Annotated in this window: 13 protein-coding genes and 11 pseudogenes; 13 read left to right on the top strand and 11 right to left on the bottom strand. The window is 56.5% G+C overall.

All coding sequences use genetic code 11. From position 1 onward, the window contains the following. Window positions 1-592 precede the first annotated feature (592 nt). Together EH209_RS24780 and EH209_RS24775 are read left to right on the top strand one after the other, a co-directional pair. A complete protein-coding gene (locus EH209_RS24780; protein WP_164722084.1) occupies window positions 593-748 on the top strand; it encodes a hypothetical protein in 156 nt (51 codons plus the stop codon). Next, a complete protein-coding gene (locus EH209_RS24775; RefSeq protein WP_126664415.1) occupies window positions 748-951 on the top strand; it encodes a hypothetical protein in 204 nt (67 codons plus the stop codon). Before EH209_RS24780 ends, EH209_RS24775 begins: the two co-directional genes overlap by 1 nt. A gap of 406 nt (window positions 952-1,357) precedes the next feature. Here EH209_RS24775 and EH209_RS19075 read toward each other — a convergent pair whose 3' ends face one another. Next, complete coding sequence (locus EH209_RS19075) at window positions 1,358-1,678, bottom strand: antibiotic biosynthesis monooxygenase family protein (RefSeq protein WP_126664414.1); 321 nt, start codon at window positions 1,676-1,678, stop codon at window positions 1,358-1,360. Window positions 1,679-1,885: 207 nt separating this feature from the next. Here EH209_RS19075 and EH209_RS19070 point away from each other — a divergent pair, with 207 nt between their 5' ends. Next, the gene (locus EH209_RS19070) at window positions 1,886-3,070 is read left to right on the top strand and encodes a trans-sulfuration enzyme family protein (RefSeq protein WP_126664413.1); all 1,185 of its coding nucleotides are present in this window, start codon (window positions 1,886-1,888) and stop codon (window positions 3,068-3,070) included. A gap of 112 nt (window positions 3,071-3,182) precedes the next feature. On the opposite strand, the gene EH209_RS19065 is transcribed toward EH209_RS19070, so the two are convergent. Beyond that, window positions 3,183-3,674 (bottom strand): MOSC domain-containing protein, encoded by a 492-nt coding sequence (locus EH209_RS19065; protein WP_126664412.1) that lies wholly within the window; start codon window positions 3,672-3,674, stop codon window positions 3,183-3,185. Between the two features lie 502 nt (window positions 3,675-4,176). Here EH209_RS19065 and EH209_RS19060 point away from each other — a divergent pair. The 9 genes and pseudogenes from EH209_RS19060 (at window position 4,177) to EH209_RS19020 (ending at window position 9,514) form a co-directional block, all read left to right on the top strand. Further along, on the top strand, window positions 4,177-4,461 hold the full coding sequence (locus EH209_RS19060; RefSeq protein WP_126664411.1) for a hypothetical protein: 285 nt from the start codon (window positions 4,177-4,179) through the stop codon (window positions 4,459-4,461). Between the two features lie 73 nt (window positions 4,462-4,534). Next, window positions 4,535-4,668 (top strand): annotated as a pseudogene (locus EH209_RS25305) (DUF7558 family protein); the annotation flags it as partial. A gap of 50 nt (window positions 4,669-4,718) precedes the next feature. Then, window positions 4,719-5,318, top strand: coding sequence for a DUF7437 domain-containing protein (locus EH209_RS19050; RefSeq protein WP_126664410.1), 600 nt, complete (start codon window positions 4,719-4,721; stop codon window positions 5,316-5,318). Then, window positions 5,315-5,536: pseudogene (locus tag EH209_RS19045) on the top strand (hypothetical protein); the annotation flags it as partial. The gene EH209_RS19050 and the pseudogene EH209_RS19045, both read left to right, overlap by 4 nt. Before the next feature lie 455 nt (window positions 5,537-5,991). After that, window positions 5,992-6,357: pseudogene (locus EH209_RS24770) on the top strand (transcription initiation factor IIB family protein); the annotation flags it as partial. Between the two features lie 275 nt (window positions 6,358-6,632). After that, window positions 6,633-7,742: a Gfo/Idh/MocA family protein gene (locus EH209_RS19035; protein WP_126664409.1), complete on the top strand. Its 1,110-nt coding sequence runs from the start codon at window positions 6,633-6,635 to the stop codon at window positions 7,740-7,742. A gap of 313 nt (window positions 7,743-8,055) precedes the next feature. Continuing rightward, window positions 8,056-8,199 (top strand): annotated as a pseudogene (locus EH209_RS19030) (ArsR family transcriptional regulator); the annotation flags it as partial. Between the two features lie 115 nt (window positions 8,200-8,314). Further along, window positions 8,315-8,734, top strand: a pseudogene (locus tag EH209_RS19025) (cation:dicarboxylate symporter family transporter); the annotation flags it as partial. Window positions 8,735-8,782: 48 nt separating this feature from the next. Continuing rightward, window positions 8,783-9,514: pseudogene (locus EH209_RS19020) on the top strand (IS6 family transposase). Between the two features lie 163 nt (window positions 9,515-9,677). Here the strand turns inward: EH209_RS19020 and EH209_RS24765 are convergent. The 7 genes and pseudogenes from EH209_RS24765 to EH209_RS18985 all read right to left on the bottom strand — a co-directional run. Beyond that, window positions 9,678-9,878: pseudogene (locus EH209_RS24765) on the bottom strand (RNA-guided endonuclease TnpB family protein); the annotation flags it as partial. A 4-nt stretch (window positions 9,879-9,882) separates the two neighbouring features. After that, a pseudogene (locus tag EH209_RS25175) lies at window positions 9,883-10,315 on the bottom strand (DDE-type integrase/transposase/recombinase); the annotation flags it as partial. Between the two features lie 107 nt (window positions 10,316-10,422). Next, window positions 10,423-10,524 (bottom strand): annotated as a pseudogene (locus EH209_RS25170) (IS6 family transposase); the annotation flags it as partial. 908 nt (window positions 10,525-11,432) lie between these two features. Further along, complete coding sequence (locus tag EH209_RS19000) at window positions 11,433-11,738, bottom strand: cupredoxin domain-containing protein (protein WP_249038852.1); 306 nt, start codon at window positions 11,736-11,738, stop codon at window positions 11,433-11,435. A gap of 141 nt (window positions 11,739-11,879) precedes the next feature. Continuing rightward, complete coding sequence (locus tag EH209_RS18995) at window positions 11,880-13,130, bottom strand: ZIP family metal transporter (RefSeq protein ID WP_126664407.1); 1,251 nt, start codon at window positions 13,128-13,130, stop codon at window positions 11,880-11,882. Between the two features lies 1 nt (window position 13,131). Further along, window positions 13,132-14,391 (bottom strand): multicopper oxidase domain-containing protein, encoded by a 1,260-nt coding sequence (locus EH209_RS18990; protein WP_126664406.1) that lies wholly within the window; start codon window positions 14,389-14,391, stop codon window positions 13,132-13,134. Window positions 14,392-14,518: 127 nt separating this feature from the next. Continuing rightward, window positions 14,519-14,936 (bottom strand): annotated as a pseudogene (locus EH209_RS18985) (IS6 family transposase); the annotation flags it as partial. A 30-nt stretch (window positions 14,937-14,966) separates the two neighbouring features. Between EH209_RS18985 and EH209_RS25300 the strand changes: the two are divergent. Continuing rightward, window positions 14,967-15,098, top strand: coding sequence for a DUF7563 family protein (locus EH209_RS25300; RefSeq protein ID WP_449271923.1), 132 nt, complete (start codon window positions 14,967-14,969; stop codon window positions 15,096-15,098). 216 nt (window positions 15,099-15,314) lie between these two features. On the opposite strand, the pseudogene EH209_RS18980 reads toward EH209_RS25300, so the two are convergent. Both EH209_RS18980 and EH209_RS18975 read right to left on the bottom strand, forming a co-directional pair. Further along, window positions 15,315-16,696 (bottom strand): annotated as a pseudogene (locus EH209_RS18980) (ATP-binding protein). A 428-nt stretch (window positions 16,697-17,124) separates the two neighbouring features. After that, window positions 17,125-17,418, bottom strand: a complete 294-nt coding sequence (locus tag EH209_RS18975; protein WP_126664405.1) for a hypothetical protein — start codon at window positions 17,416-17,418, stop codon at window positions 17,125-17,127. Window positions 17,419-17,522: the final 104 nt, after the last annotated feature.

Genomic DNA, 17,522 nt, shown 5'->3' with positions numbered 1-17,522 from the left:
TTATCGGTGTCACGATCGCTGAACCATCTCGACCTATTATTGATCGGTCTGTGTTGGGTATCTGGGATAGTCATTGTTTTCAAACATATCTACCAAACCATCCAGAAAGAACTGGATGATGAAGAGCCCGATATCGATAGGCCCGATATAACGGTGAATAAACATCCACTCTCGGAGGAACGCGCGAAACAGCGGTTACGCGAACGCGAGGGTATGGATAGCGATTCCGAGACAGTTCGGTATGTGAACGAGTCTATAAACCCTGATGCAGCGGATTCGATAAGCAATGGTGGTCAGTAGCTTTCAGAGTGGCTGATTCGTGCGGAGATAGTGACGACTCGGCGCCGTGTATGATCTGTTCGCACCTGTAGTTGCTGAATCGAACGATTCGATATCAAGAATGACTCTGGATAAATAAACCGTGATACTATCTACTGATAAACTGCTGGTTCGCTTGCGATGGTTTGTCGCCCTCAGGAGGGGCGCGGGGGCTCAACTGAAGCCCGCCACAGCAACCCATGCGAACAACTGATGTAGCAACAGCGTCGTCAGACGCGGAGACGACTCAGTTCCTGAAGCGAGGTATCGTCAGATGACTAACTGTAACGCGTGTCGGATGCCGAGTTGTTCGGCACCCACTCGCGATCAGACAGGATACGCTGGCCGCTTCTGCTCGGACCGCTGTGAGATCCGGTACGAGCACCTGCAGGCGGACGCTCGAGACACGGCTCAGGAGGACGCGTACTGATGCTCGAGCAGATCGATCACCGTGGCAAGCGGTTCACGATCGAGGATGACGACATCGTTGTCGACGGTAGGAGAAGCGACCGCTGTCGTCGAGCAGTCGCCCTCGAACGGCAGGCCCAGCAAGAGTGCCCCGAACTCGAGCGTGCGAAAGCAGTCGCTGGTCCAGCTGGTGCGAATCCCGACGTCGAGGTACTGGACCGATAACGCCAGACGAGCCCGGTCCACAGGACGTCCCTGAGCTCGACTGAGATCTCGGTTCGACAATCCGGTTCCGACTCGGAGTACGGTAATCAGGGGTATCACCCAGAACGCGGCGCCGTGGATAACGAGCAGATTCCCGTCGACGAACTGTATGAGACACTCCTTGAGACGGCTCTATTGAAATTCTATTTTCCAAATGTATTTCAGCGTGAAGCACACGCTCACTACACGTGCGAACTGAACGTCGGTATCTCTGGTAGGTACTGATAATGTTCGCTGGCTCGTGCTGAATACATCGCGCGTCTCTTGCAGAAACAGGAGATTTCGATCGAGGCTATTGAATTGCCGATACAGGAAGGAACTCGGTATTCGCTTGCGGACTTCAGTAATCAAACCAGTCGGTGATTCCCTACACGAGTGGGCTCGCATCGTCACCGAACCCGCTCCCATATGTCTCAACGACTTCCGTAACGGTGACCTCATACGCATCGTACCACTCCGTCCACCGCTGTTTCGCGCGTTTGTGGTCCGCATCCGCTCCAAACGACTCGAGTGCGTCCAACGACTCCCAGTAGTAGACGACAAGGACCTCCTCACTATTCGGTGCATGCCACGTCTGCTTGCCCAGATATCCCTCCGTGTCCTCAGCTGCTGCTTGTATCGCGTCATTCAACTCGTGAAACTCCGCATCGTACTCACCCGGAGCGAGGCGGAACGTCACCAAATACATCAGGACGATTCACTCGTCCACGCGAACAAAACGCTTCCCCTCAGAGCAGACAATGGTTAGCAACCAACGACTCGCTGACCACGTCTAAGTCGGGTCTGGGTTCCTGGCCATCCTCGCCGGGAACTTCACGCTTATCCTTCGTAACTGAAAACATTCCTATGAACGTCCCTCTAAATCGGGTCCGAGCGGTCCCGTGGTGAGTATCTGATGACACGACACGATAGCCAGTCCGACAGGAATCGATTCGCGACCATCGCAGTCGGCGCAGCTGACACCGAGACGCATCCTCACAGAGATGGAACGAACGACGTCGTCCCGCCGATCCACCTTTCGACTACGTTCGAGTGGGCCAACGGGGAAGATGCCAATGAACACGACTATTCACGCGAGAGCAATCCGACGCGGGCAGCCCTCGAAGAGCAGTTAGCCCGCCTCGAAGGCGGCGAGCATGGATTGGTGTTCGCCTCCGGAATGGCCGCCACATCGACGACGATGCTGTCGCTGGTTCCTCCGGGAGGCCACGTCGTCTCCTCGGACACCATCTATAGTGGAACCGAAAAACTGCTCACGGAACACATGGCCGGACATCTCGGCGTTGACATCGACTTTGTTGACGCCCGTAATCTCGACAACGTCGCCGATGCAGTCAACGCAGACACTGACTTGATCTGGGCAGAAACACCGTCGAACCCCTTGATTAGGTTATGCGATATCCAAACGATAGCCGACATCGCCGATGACCACGATGCCCTGTTCAGCGTAGACAGTACCTTTGCGAGTCCGTACTACCAATCCCCACTCGAACTGGGTGCTGACGTCGTCGTTCACAGCACCACCAAGTATCTCAACGGGCACTCCGACTCGATCGGCGGTGCCGTTATCACCGACGACAGTGGGGTTTTCGAGCAATTAGCGTTCGCGCAGCGGGTCGGGCTTGGGAATATGCTTTCGCCGTTCGACTGCTACCTCGTTACGCGAGGCATCAAGACGCTGCCCGCGCGGATGGAACATCACGAGCAGAACGCGATGGCAGTTGCCCGGTTCCTCGAAAGCCACGATCGGGTCGCTCGTGTCTACTATCCGGGTCTCGAGAGCCACCCGCAACACGATCTTGCGCGTGAGCAGATGTCGGGGTACAGCGGGATGCTGTCATTCGAGTTCGACGGTACACTCATCGAACTCGAGGCGTTCATCGAGGGGCTTGAGGTATTCACCCCGGGAGCGAGTCTCGGCGGGGTGGAGAGCCTTGTTGAGGTACCGTCACTAATGATCCCAGACGAGTTCAGTCGTAGTGAGGAGTCAGCGGAGATTCCCGAGACGCTGGTCCGGGTATCCGTTGGCCTCGAAGACGCCGATGACCTCTGCGAGGATCTCCGGACGGCGCTACCGTAGGCGCACGTTCCCCCTCCTCCCGACCGTCCCGATCTGCAAGCGGGTCGATTGTCCACCAGATGTGGCAGCCGCAAGTAGGAATGCGAACTGTTTCTAAACGAGAGAGTGAGGATTATTCGAGCGGTTCGATGACGTCCCCGGGGCGAATCATCCCGTCTTCGAGAATGTCCGCTCGGAGCCCACCTCGATGAGTGAGTGCCTGCAATACGCCGTCCTGAGTGATGCGTTGCAGATGATTACACGGTTCACATAGTCGATCCCCTCGACAGATGGCGTCACCGACTCGGAATCGTTGTCCAACGAGATGATTGAGTGCGACATCGCGGGTTTCGATGTTTCGTCGGTGTTCTCCCGGTGCGAGTTCGATGCCCGCTTCACGTTCGATTGCTGTGACAGCCTCTTGCTCGATCAACGTGAGGTCGTACCCATCGTGGCGTTCCTCATCTGGCTCCCACTCGACGAAGGTTCCCGTCTCAATTTCGCTAAAGTAGCGATCACCGCGGAGTCCCTGTTCGGCAACTGCTTCAACGTCGGTCTGTTCTTCCATCTCCGCTTCGGCTTCAGGTGCGATAAAAACCCGTTCGACAGTGCCGCTCTCGGTCATGTGTGCTATGCGCGTTTAGCACAGTATAAACACTCTGGTGCGGGTATTGTTGACAAGTAACTTCAGCGTGCGATTCTTAGCAGCCAGCAGATAGATCGACGGCTCTGCTGGTAACGCTCTCACCTGTACTGAACGCGGAGGTTCTGAATCTATCACTATATGATAGTTTCAACAGAGCCATTAAGACTGAACAGGCGCTGAGAGAGATCAATGAATAACTTACCGAGCGATGCTGAGCAACGCAATAGTGGGGACTAAGTCACCGTACCCAGGTAGCCACTAGCCGTGGGTAGATCTCGGTCTCTCCCCCGAATTTGTGTTCTCTTCTGCAGTTCTGCCGGAGGGTGCTTGCCTTAACCAACGATCCTGGGAGCGATCTCAAATTGTTGGTTAACACTCCGGAAGCTTAGGATCTGCTTCACCACCCCACCTGCTACCGACGATGAATCTGTCGGCGCCATGAGGCGCGAGGCGCACTCTCGCGTGCCCGGCGCGATTCACCATGTCTGATCCCCTCGACGATACGAGTGCCGACTACAAACAGTTCGAACAAACACTTCTTGCTCAGGACCGTGACGCCGCTGCCGTCGCGACGGGAGACATCGACGACGCGATGGCTCGCAACCGGGTCAGTGAGCTCGTCGACGCAGAGGTCGTCACGCCCGTTCCCGAGGACCAAGTCCTCGTCCACGAACCGAGTAGTATTGCCTTCGACTCAACTACGCAGTTGGCCGTCTTCCACTGGGGTTGGACGGCCGCCCGCGACGCCGACGAAGAGAACGAGTGAGACAGCAGACGCTCGTTAGCTGTGCCTTCTACGACATCTCGCTCGGCACCGAAGGACCTTCGGTCCTGTCCGGCTCACATGGCTCCGAGTGGAACTCGGCCACCTCGAAGGTCCGCTCCAACTCTGCGCCCGCTGTAGTCCCTGTGGGCCAGCCACATAACTGGACGCGCCCTCGAGGAGCACCTTGTCGCGACGCTGGTGGAGTAACCCAAACACTCTTTACTGTTTCGCTGTAAACTGTAATTAAGAGACGAACCGTGTCACGCACTTCGAACCGGGCTGACGGCGACATCGTCCGCGACTTCCTCTCGGTTGCGGGTCTGCTGGAAGAGCCACAGCTGGCCCAACTGTACGCGTACCTCGCTCACGAGGACGAGGCAACCGTTCAGGACGTGATGGACGAACTCGAGCTCGCCCAAGGAACGGCCTACAGCTACGTCAATCGGCTCGTCGACGCCGGCGTCGTCGAGATCACCCACGACGAGCAACCCCGACGGTACGCCGCCCGCGAGATCGACCTGACCGTGACGACGGCCGCGGGCGACCGGGAGTACACGATTACACCGGCGCTGATCGACGCGGTCGGGCGCCGCGAGACTAACGGCGACATCGACACCTACATCGACCACCACGGCGTTGCCGGCCTCGCAACGGCGCTCACCTACGCCGTCGCCCGCGAACGGGGCGAGGTGACCCACCGGCTGATGGCTGATGATCTCAATATTTCGCCGCTGGCCGCCGAGATCGTCCTGCAGGCGCTCCGCCCCGTTGTCCACGAGCACTACGAGCTTGAGGCGTCGGGCGCGTCGCTCGACGAGATGGACATCAACAACGGCGACGCAGCTGACGACGCGTGAGCACGCTCCACATCGCCGACACCGGTCTGTTCGTCGCGATGGGACAGCCGTTGAACAACCGGTACAAGGCTATCCGCCGATTCGCCCGCCGGAACGACATCACCTTCATCCTGCCGGAGCGGGTATACGAGGAGTTGACCGTCGACGGTCCCGACGACGAGGTGCCACCTGTCGACGCAGCGATCGACGAAGGGTGGACGACAGTCGCGGCGCCGCTCGCGAGGAGCACGTTCCGTCGGTTCATGTCAACAAAACAGGATAATTTCGTGATAAGACTACTGATTTCTGTCGGCGCCAATCTCGAGTGCCGCGTCGACGTCACAGGATAATATCGTGGTCACAGAGACGGTCGCTGTAAGTTGCTAGGATCATTTGATGCGTTCTGGACCGTCGATCTCGGAGTGGGTTGAGAAATTAGATTGAATGATCTGATCGTCGACCCCCCGGAAGACCTGCTATTGGGGGTTGATGAAAATCGATTTGTGTAACGTGCCAGTAGTAGTGGTCCGAGCCGGAATTCCGTCATGGTTTCAGACGAACCCTTGTGAGGTCGAAGTACGTCGAAATCGGCCAGATACAGGATGACCGCCGGGTTTCAGACGAACCCTTGTGAGGTCGAAGCCGATGTCACATCCACCGACGAGCCGAGGGGTGGTCCGAGCGAGGAAGAGGAGGTCTTCCTACCGGAGAAGATCGACTCGATCGCGGACCCGAGTGGTTCGCTTCGGACGAAGACTCGAGACACTGTCGAACGGAGGCTCCACTCACTGCCGATCACCACGACCGCGGACTGTCGACCGAGATCGGCAGATACAGAGATGGACACGGAAACACACTCTCGGAACAAAAACGCCGGCAGCTCAACCGACTTCGTCGCGAACACCGACGCAGCCAGTGGCGGTCGAAGCGTGAACGGAATCTTGCAACGGGTCTCGGGGAAGTCCGACGTCTCGTAAGCGCGCTCGTATTATCTGACTCACTACGAGAACAGGCGTGTACACTCTTTCGACGCGTTCAGAGCGACAACCTCTGTAACGGGATTCGGCTCTATGTGTGAAAGTGGTGATCGTTCAGTACAGAGTCTGCAGGTATCACTCGTCGTCGGAATAGGGTACCATTTAAAACCCGGAGACACTGACCGGGCTAACTCACAAGCACGTCGTGCTTAGTAGTGAGTATGGTAAACCAACCACTACCCTTCTTTCGATCGCTGATCGCGTTCTCCCTGGAACAGGAGTGGGGACAAATACTGTCGAAATGGCTTGTTTTTCAGTGCGCTTCCATTGCTGGTGCTACGGAATCTGAGGTGTGGCCATGATCGGCGAGGGGATTGGGATCGGAATCGTCGGCCTCGGCGGTATGGGCAATCTCCATGCTCGAAGCGTACAGGAACTCGGCGCTACTATCGTCGCTGGCGCAGACCTTGTCTCGGAACAACGCGAACAATTCGCTGACGAGTTCGGTGCACGGACGTATGAGACTCATGAGGAACTCGTCGTGGACGAGGCGGTTGATGCCGTCATTGTGGCGACGCCCAACCGGTTTCACGAACCGATCGCCGTCGCAGCCCTTGATGCAGGGTGTGACGTTCTCATTGAGAAACCACTTGCACACACGCTGGAAAGTGCGGAGAGGATTGCTGAGACAGCAGCCCGGGCAAACAGCGTCTGTATGGTCGGCTTTCATAATCGCCATGCCGCGTCGATGGCCATGTTCGACGAACAGCACGCGCGCGGCCGCTTTGGTGATCTCACCCACGTTGAAGCCAACTACGTGCGCCGGCGCGGTGTCCCCGGGCCAGGGTCATGGTTCACCAGTCCCGAACTCGCCGGCGGCGGGGCCCTGCTCGATATCGGGGTCCACGCGCTCGATCTTGCGCTCTACGCGCTTGACTTCCCTGAGATCGTCGAAGTGAGCGGCGTCACCCGGACGACGTTCGGTACCGACGCGGAGTACGCCGACCCTGAGGGCTTCGGTGACAACTGGGACGCCGAGGCCGAGACCTACGAGGTCGACGACTCCGTCAGCGCCTTTATTCGCTGTGCCGACGGGCAGACCATCTCGCTCGAGGCCGCCTGGGCAACCAACCGCGAGGAGAATATGGACTTCCGCGTCCGCGGCACGCAGTCAGGGGCCCAGTTCACCATCGGCGATACGGATCTGCAGATTCTCGAAGCTGGAACGGCCGGTTGTGATCATTACGCTGATGTCAATCTAAGCGGAGACTCTACTATGACTGGCTATAGCGAGCAAGATGAACGGTTTCTTGAGGCGATCGCGACGGCAGGTGTCCCGGAGACGAACACGGTGGAGGAGGCCTTGACCGTCCAGCGTGTGATTGACGCAATCTACCGCTCGAGCGAGTTGGATCAGACGACCCAGCTTGCGGAGTCCCCGACCGAACAGGCGGTGCAACTTGACTGATCATGGTTGATTTTCCCGTGACGCGTACAGGTGTAGTTACCGAATCGGGCGATTCTATTCAGAGAAGGTTCTGGATAAAGAACACAGACCACTGTCTACTCATAAACTGCAAGTTGAACTGGAGGTTCGCTTGAGATGGTTTGTCGCTCCCAGGAGGGGGTCGGGGGCTCGACTGAAGCCCGCTGCCGAAATCCATGTGAACACCTGATGTAACAACAGCGTCGCTAGACGCAAAGACGACTCAGTTCCTGAAGCGAGATATCGCCAGATGATCACTCGCAACGCGTATCGGATACCAAGTTGGTCGGCACTTAACGAGCAGCCTCGGCAGTACGTCGCCCGCGATATCGATCTGACCGTGGCGACTGGTTCGAGCGATGGTGAATACACGATCACGCCGGCGTTGATCAATGCAGTCGGCCGCCGCGAGACGAACGCCGACACCTACAGCGACCGAATCATCCGTTGTGAGGCAGTCCGTCCCCATTTCTACGGACGAACAGCTGTCATAGGCTGCTTCAAATACGAGCGATAAGGTTAGCTGTTTAAATAGAGAATCCCTGATAGCGCACATGTACTCAACGGTTGGTCCAGTATGGCAGCGGTACCGGTCGGTGCCATTGATCTATCGCATCACACTCACGTTCCTTCTCGGATCCGCAGCGGGGATCGCATTCGGTGAGCAGATGACGGTCGTCGAATCGCTCGGAGACCTATTCTTGCGGCTGCTCAACTTGCTGGTGATTCCGATCATCGTCTTCACGCTGCTGACTGGAATCCGCCAGCTGTCGCCAGCTCGACTTGGCAAGATAGGAGGAGCGACCGTCGGCCTCTACGCAGTAACGACTACCATCGCAGGCACCATCGGACTTGCCGTCGCGAACGCCCTTCAACCCGGCCGTGGCGTCGAGTTTACCGGCGGTGAAGCTGAGTCCCAGGTACCCCCCTCGCTCACCGAGGTCGTTCTTGGCATCGTCCCGAGCGGCATCGTCTAGTTAGCGCGGTTTGAGAAGCGAGTAGGTCGTAGAGCTAGGTTGGCTATGCCGCTCGCGGACCTGCTCAGCGAATGCTACGCGGCGGAATTTGATGAATCTTGGGAGCGTGAGCGGACGGCGACGTTCACAAGAGGGTAGCTCTTGTGCGGCCCATTAGAACGCGGAGCGTTCTGAGGACGCCCGTCAGAGTGTTCGCCGTCCGCCTCCACGCGACCGGATGTTCGCTCCGAGAGACACAAGCAATTCTTCGCCTGATAGGCATTGAACGCTCTCATCAGGCAATCTGGCACTGGGTACATCGGCTGGCTGACAGCGTATCAGACCCGCCGACGGCGCAGCCGTCGCGGGTCGCTGTTGATGAGCCGCTGTCAAGATCAACGGCGACTGGTCTTGGGTATACGCTGCAATAGACGTGGACTCTAGACTCGTTCTCGATGTCGCAGTGTTTGGACGACGAGGCACCGATCCGGCCGCTACATTCCTGCATCGATTGACCGAGAAACACGATCTCTCCGATACCGTGTTTCTCGTCGATAGCTATGGATATCTGACTGCCCTCTCTCGGTTAGGATTGAGCGGTCAGCTCGACTACGCTGATCGAAATTGATTAAAAAGTGGTTTCACACCTTCAAAATGCGAGTTGACCGCTTCCATAATTCGTGGGTGGGAAGTCAGGCGAGCGTCAGGGAATGACTTGAACAGTTTGTACACTATTATAACACACAACGACCGCACCAATCACTCAACAGACAAACGTCAGCGGAGGTGCTAAACTAGACAGTGCCGGGAACCTATTCTTTCGAGCATTGAGAATAACCCACTATATGGGGTACTTGGGTTTTTGTAACCATATTGAAGCTGATGTATAGTGATACTCGAATATTTGTGGATTTCATATTGGCCTCCGGCTGAAAGCGGAGGAATCCCGAGCGTTGGGATATTAGGGTTTGCAGTCTTCCTGTTCTCTCGGTATGAACTGTCCGCTCTCACGGTCGAACAGGAAGACTCCGGGCTATGCCAACCAGCCATTACTCATATCCCCCGTCGGGGGACTCTAAGTTATCTTTCTTCGGATATTCATGAAACCTTTCATGTCTGCGCTCATCGTCGTTTCGCACGACGAACAGACGTACAGACCACGTCCGCTAGCGATTCTTTGTTGAGTGACTAGTGTAGTCGTTATATGTGTAGTAGTGGAAAAGCTGTTCAATTCATTCCCTAGCGTTCGCTTGACTATCAACTCATGAGTTATGGAAGCGGTCAACTCGCATTTTGAGGGTGTGAAACCACTTTTTGATGCGGTTTCGGTCGGTATAGTTGACCCGACCGCTTAGTCCGACTCGAGAGAGGGGCAGTCCAATAGCCAAATTGATCGACGAGAAACTCCGTCTTGGAAAAATCGTATCTCTCGCGGAGTTTCTGCAGAAACGCAGCCGCCGGATCTGTAACATGTCGACTAAACAATTCAACGTCAAGAATCATCTTTGTCTCGGTGTCTATTGCATCGTACAGACAAGAACACTCGCTGTTGATCTTAACAGCAGTTTCGTCGACAGCGACCTGCGACGGCGATGCCGTCCTCAGAACGCAGAGCGTTCTGCTGTCGAGGCGAATCTTCGATTCGCCGACCATTGGAGCGCAAAGCGCTCCAAGAGGCCGCACGAGCGCTTCGCTCTCGTGGACGTCGGCGGGTCTGATACGCTGTCAGCCAGCCGATGTACCCAGTGACAGATTGCCTGATGAGAGCGTTCAGCGCCTATCAGGCGAAGAGTTGCTTGTGTCTCTCGATGGGGTGCCAACCGTACTACGAACGACTAGGGTTCCGGTGTAATGAGACGGGGATGACCAATGTAAACAGCATGAGAGCACCAGTGGGATGCCAGCATCGACGCACCATCTGGGTTCCACCGTGACCGCACTAGTTGGGTGCCGTCTTGTGCGAAACACTGCGGTTCCAGCAACAGCGGATCATGTGGACTCGATTTCACTCATGAACTCGACAGCAGTAGGGGACTGTCACTTGCGAACTCCAGTTCAGTAGGACCATCCACGAGCCACACGGCGCCGTGTCAGCCAACACGTGACAGAGGGACTGTCAGTCTTAACTGCCAGCACGTCTTGGACTCCAGAGGCTTCTAGCCGAGTGGACTGTCAGCCCTGGTGACTAGCGAATCACTGAACTCGAGCAACACCACGTGACTGTCCATTTTGCGTGTTCCAGACCGACTGTCCACCGTTCGCCAGCAACAACGGCCACGGTGCGGTGCTGGGCGTTCGCCGAAATCCTGTCCGTTCAGGCATCGATCGTCCGTCTGTTACCGCTGTCTTGCGACCAGACTCGAGAATCCTTGGTGAAGTGGCATCGAAAGATAAGGAGGAGTTGGTGATAACGAATTAACGTCAGAGGCACTTGACGCCCTCGTCGGGAAATTCAACCGTTACCGATCCCCCCTCTACGGAATGCTCACTCGTGTACTCCCAAGCGTCGAGGTCGTACTAGATCGTGGCTACGTGCGTTTTTGCGTCGTGCTCGTCGGGATCAACGCGCTCGCGAATCTCATCGAACGTCCTCAATCGGCGGGGCATGCGGTAGGCTGTGACTTTTTTACAGGGTGTCTGTCGCGCACTTCTCGAATGATGCGGGAGGAGCAACGATTCTCTAGGCGGATTCCTGTCTCCCATTACTTGAGGTGGCTCATTCGATTCGAATCGTTCCGACCATCCTAGAACTCTCGTGTGGGATACAATAATATTCGTACGTTCCGGGTTGATCGAACGTGTGCTTGTAGTTCTCGCCCGGAGCGATGAGTCCCTCGTTGATCCGGTTTCTCGCAGCACGCTCTGACTCAAAGCCACTACTTGCGAAGTACTCGGCCTCGTCTGGAATCTCGTCTTCGTACGCTGTAACCGTGTGCTGGATATCGCTCTCGTTCGTCCACGTTACCGTCTCTCCAGATTTGATCGTCGTAGTCTTCGGCTCAAACGTGTGGTTGTCGGGCATCGTGATGGTCTGGATCGACGACGCCTGCCTACTCAAACATCCAGCGGTGCTGAGAGTCGCTAGAGTGGCTGTGCTAAGTCGCAACACCATCCGCCGATCGTAATACTTGATCGACATTGTAACAGAATTGGGTGATGTCTATTAGAGCGCCACAAAGAGGTCGGTCACGTACATAACGCCGAGGCCAAACAGGAATGCAAGCAGGTTCGTGGCGCTGGCCACGCGACCGCCCGCATCCCGAACCATTCGAGCGATCTCCCAGTTGACCTGCAGGATCGCACCAACCCCGATCGCGAGGAAGAAGGCGCCGATCGTCGGCGAGTACGCAAGACTACCGATCCAGCCACCGAGGATGACGGGTGCGCCGGCGATAACGCCGAGTGCGGCGAAGTGCTTGAGCGACGGGCGTTTTCCGCGGGCAACCGGTGCAACGACGGCCGGGCCTTCCGTCACGTTGTGGAGCATGAACCCAATCACGAGGAATGCCCCGAGCGACACACGCCCGAGTGCAAACGAACTCCCGATAGCAAGTCCCTCCGCGAGGTTGTGCAGACCGATCCCTACCGCGACCAGATAGGCGATCCAGAGACCGCTACTCGCCCGACTATCGCCAGCGGCGACACGGCCCTCACGCCACGCACTGATCGCCTGGACCAGAAGAAGTGCGCCAAAGATTCCGAAGACGACCAGGAGGTTGCCCTTGTACGCGCCTGGAACCCGCTCGGCGAGTTCGAACGCCTCGAACCCGGCGTCGAACGCCAAGAAGCTCAGTACGCCGGCCGCGAATAAGAGCACGGCGTGCAGCCACCGATCGCTCATCGTCTTGATGTAGGGGAACCATAGCATCCCGAGTGCGACCGGGATGACACCGACGAACAGCCCGATGACTGCAAGCGTCCCGAGCAGACTGAGGCTAAATCCGGGTGACTGACTCGGAGCGACGATCGTGTTATGGAACGTCGATCCGTCAGAGAGGACGAGAGCGACCTCGAGATCCCACCCTGGATTCCAGTGATACGGAACCACGATCTGTGCGCTTTCCATCGGGGCGAGCGTTTGGTCACCACCGGCTCCGTCGACCCGGAAATTCCAGTAGGCTTCATCGACGAGGACCTGTGATATCGTCACGGATTCGGGCCCGTTATTCGTCACGTGCAGTACGACCGTGTCGTCGCTCGGAAGCGTTGCGTGCGTGACCGTCACGTCCGGGAGCGGTGCGCCGCTTTGAACACCGGCAAGCGGTGACGTGAACGCGAACACACCCAGGACGAGCACGAGCAACACGATCGGGAGTAACGCGCTGACCCACCGCGGTAATCCGAGGGGCTGTGTGGTCTCGTTCTCAGCTGGTACACCACCGTCCGTCGTCAAGTGTTCTCCTTTGTCCGTCATATTAGATCACCTTGAAGAAGCTCATCCAGCCGAGTTCGGCAAACTCCGACTGATGCGCGTGGAACATGTACAGTCCGGGTTCGTGATCCGAGTAGTCGATCTCGAGGATACCGCGCTGCGCCTGCGTCTGCATGATCGTATCCACAGTCTTGCGCGTTGGCGTCAGCGTCGTCCCATGGTCGTAATAGTCGAAGAACTGCGAGTGCGTGTGGAACGAATTGATGAGGTCGAACTCCGTGGCATTGGCGAGGTACACGCGCTGGAGTTCGTTCTTGTCAATCTGGATGGGGCGTTTTGTCTCGCCCGCCGTCCAGTTACCGTTGCCGTCGGTTTCACCGACCCCGTATCCGAACGCCCGTGTGTTCGCCGCGTAGACCTCGTTTTCGCCGTCGAAGTTGGTATCGAACGAGTTCATTATCATTACCATCTCGTTGACGGCGTCGTTTTCGGCGTACTCGTGATTCCGACTCCTTGCCTCTTCGACGAGCTGTGTCCGGAAGTCGTCAGTAATCGGGCCAGGGTAATTGACATAGTCGCGTGGGTTCTCCCTAACGCGTTCGGGGTCCGGATCAACGATGATCGTGCCGTAGAGTCCGCGGTGGATGTGCTCTTTCAGTGGGAGCGAGTGGCAGTGATAGAAGTGCGTGCCGGTAGGCTGGGCGATCCACTCGTAGGTGAAGGATTCCCCCGTATCGAGTACACCAGGCCCGTTCTGAGGGATTCCATCCATTCGCGGGTTGAGGTTCTTCAGATGCGGGTGAATCGTGTGAGCATGCCGTCCCAAGTTCGTGAACTTGATCCGGAGCAGGTCTCCCTCAACGGCGCGGATCGTCGGACCCGGCACCTGGCCGTTGTACGCCCATGCCTGGAACTCAACGCCCGGCGCGATGGTAATCGTCGTGTCGACGGCAGTTAATTCGAACTCCCGGATGGTTCGGCCATCCACCTCATAGATCTGCTGGGGAACGTTATCCTGTCCGCTGTCTCCGGTGTTGAACGCGGTGAGGAACTCGTGCGGGTCGAAATCCAGATCCTGGTATTCGCCCACCGTGCCGAAGTTACCGTGTCCATCCTCGTCGTTGTGGCCAGGCACCACACTTGCTCGGGTACTCCCGAGTCCGACTGCTGCACTCCCGGCAACACCGAGACTGCCGAGTACTGTGCGACGACTGACGCTCGTTTCACCGGTGAGTGATTCGATCAATCGCTGTTCGAGACGTTCTATGACGTCTGCTGCACTATCGTAATCTATCGAGGGCATGATCTCCTCCGCTGGTTGAGCCTACGGATACCCATATGCGCTAGTTGGCACTCCCAATATATAAATTAGACGCGTCTAAACTTTGAGTGAGTCTAGGCTAATTAGGGGTGGTGGATTTTCGAGCTGTTTAGTTAGTACCCTCAGTGAGAGATTGAGTCAGTATAGAACGTGAAACTTCCTCGGGTAGTGCAACTGGTTCATAATGCATAAACTGTTCAAGCCACTCTCGGACGCTCGTCCGACTGCCCACCCATGAATTATGGAAGCGGTCAATTCGCATTTTGAGGGTGTGAAACCACTTTTCGAGGCGGTTTCGGTCGGTATAGTTAACCCGACCGCTCAGTCCGACTTGAGAGAGGGGTAGTCTGATAGCCAAATTGATCAACGAGAAACGCAGCCTCGGAGAAATCATGTTTCTCGCGGAGTTTCTGCAGAAGCGCAACCGCCGGATCAGTGCTATGTCGACTAAACAACGCAACGTCGAGGATCAACGTTGTCTCGGTGTCTATTGCAGCATACAGCCAAGACCACTTGCCGTTCATCCGGAACGGCTGCCGGTTTGAATATACCTAATCATGTTAGGTTACATTAGAATTAGAAGTCACGTCACAGAACGGTACAAGCGGGTCTTCTTGGACAATCAGGGCGTCCTACACGCTTGCTCGAATCAAATGGAGATGTTCGAGGGGTCCGGGGCAGACGAGTAGCGGCAAGATAATTAACTAGACTTTCCCGACTGGAAGAGAGACACATGAGCGAACTCATCGAACCAACGGGCGAGCCGATCGAACTCCCATCGAAAGACGAAATGAATCAGTGTTCACCAAGGCCGTGAGCCGACCGCATAATCTCGCTACGGAAGCGGTCGCGATCCTCATAGTTGCCGGCTGTGAGTTTCGTGGTGAGATCCTCGTCCGGCGCAGTCAGACGTTCTCGATAATTTCTGCGAGGTCGACCAGTTCGAGGTCGTCGCGTTCAGCGGCGGCCTCACGAACCGACTGCGTGAATCTACTTCTGGCGAAGAGCACGTACTTCCGCTCCACATCGCCACTGTTGGGTGCCCATCGAATCTGGTCGGTGTGGTCTTCGAGCGACGCGAGTGCACTGTAGTCAAGTGGCGACGACGTGAACTTGCACTCGCCAGCGACCATCGTCCCGTCGTCCGTCAGACCGACGATGTCGACCTCGTGTTCCTTGTACCACCACCGACCGATGTCGACGAATGTCTCTTCGGGATACAGCTCGGGGAGTGCATCCTGACAGAGCCTCTCGAACTCTTGGCTCACGAAGTCGGCCATCTCTGGTTCGATAACTGTCTCGTAGGCGTCGTCACCGAGGCGCTCGTATCGGTCTTCGTTGCCGTAGACGAACCGGAACCAGAACCGGAACAGGGGGTCGACGATCCGGTATCTCCCCCGTCGTGACTTCGTCTTGTCCTCAGTGATCGGGACTTCACGCTCGACGAGGCGAAGCCGTTCTAGCTTCTGGGCATACGTCGAAATCTGCTTCCCATCGATGCCGACTGTCCCCGCAATCCCGTTCGCGGTCGTGTTCCCGGCGGCGATCGCTTTCAGGATGGCGAAGTACCGGTTGGGTTCGGTGAGTTCGGTACGCAGGACGTACTCGGGTTCGTTGTGAAGGTACCCCTGCTGGGAGAGAATTGAGCGCTGGATGACAGTTCCGAGATCGTGGTCCAGTTCGACGCCGTCGAGGTAGTACGGCGTCCCGCCGAACACGCCCCACGCGAACATCTGTTCCTCCGGGGTATACGAGTGGGGAAGAACTCGCACGCAGCGTCGAAGTCGAGCTGTCGAAGGTCGATCTTCTCGGTGAGCCGGCCGTACAGTGGACTGTTCCCGAGGAGCGTCGCTTCCTCCATCATGCTGATTGACGAACCCACGAGCACGAGCGTCGCGGCCGTGTCCTGTATCTCTTGGTCCCATAGCCGCTGGATGACTGACAGAAGGCTCTCATCTGCGTCGATGAGGTACGGGAACTCGTCCAGTACGACGACCGCGTCCTGCTCAGCGAGATAGCCCAGAAGTGACTCCCACTCCCCTTTGATGCGGTCGATGCTGGGGAACGACTCCGACGCGACATTGATGAACTCGTCGAGTTGCACCTGCGACGTCGTCTCGGTTGCCTGGTAGAAGACGGTATTGTCGCGATCGCTCAGTGACTGCCGAACAAGTTCTGTCTTACCGAGCCGGCGTCGGCCGAAGATGACGACTATGCCGGCCTCGTCGGACCCATAGCAGTCCTGAAGCCGCGAGAGCTCGGTTTGTCGGCCGACGAATAGGTCCATACTGTCCGATGTTCGGACATCAGTATAAGCATACCGAGTAACCAAACTCAAAATAGGCTAATTCAGAATTGGCTATTCTGAATCAGCTAACTTGGGATACACGTCCGGGTAGAACGCAGTGACTATGAGCGAATTTTCGTTTCCGAATATATTCGAATATATATATATATATATATATATATATATAATCAGTTTGTTAACTAAGGAAGAACTTTATGTTGGTATCCTTGACCGGCGTAAACAGTAGTTGCGAATGCCAAAATCTGTGTATGGCTTATTTTCGCCCCATTTGGATTGAACAGACTACTCAGTACAGGCGAAGGCATTACCGGAGCAGCTCCACATCTCTCGGATAGGCGTTAGAAACGACCTGCTGAATATAGAGGATGGATTCAGCACGACAGAGTGATCGAACTACATCCGTTTGATTACTCTGTGTCCATGTCCAGTGTCCCTTGGAGAGGCTCGACACGAAACACGTAATCCGCATAACTACCATCAAGATTCGTGGGACTCTCTTCGTCGGCATGCTCTTGACAGAGAACGGCCTCTGCTTCAACGGCACCGTGCCCGGTTTCTTCCTGATATCGTTCGAGGACGACAAACGTCGCCCTCTCGGTGCAGCCGCGACGGTGGCACTCGGGAAGCGAGTCCGGAACTCCGTCCCCGCGTCGGTTCTCGTCGTTTGCTTGCTTCTCTCGGCCGTTTTCCGTGTCTACCATCCCTGCACCTTAGGGAAGCAAGCGGGATAATGCTGTGGTCGTTCGTAATCTTGGTGATGCATACGCGCTCTGTATTCAGCAGGCTCTGTCCAAACTCCCGAGTC

The organism is Haloterrigena salifodinae (assembly GCF_003977755.1).
In the GTDB taxonomy this organism is placed as follows: Archaea; Halobacteriota; Halobacteria; order Halobacteriales; family Natrialbaceae; genus Haloterrigena; species Haloterrigena salifodinae.
This window is presented reverse-complemented; position numbering and strand designations above follow the sequence as displayed.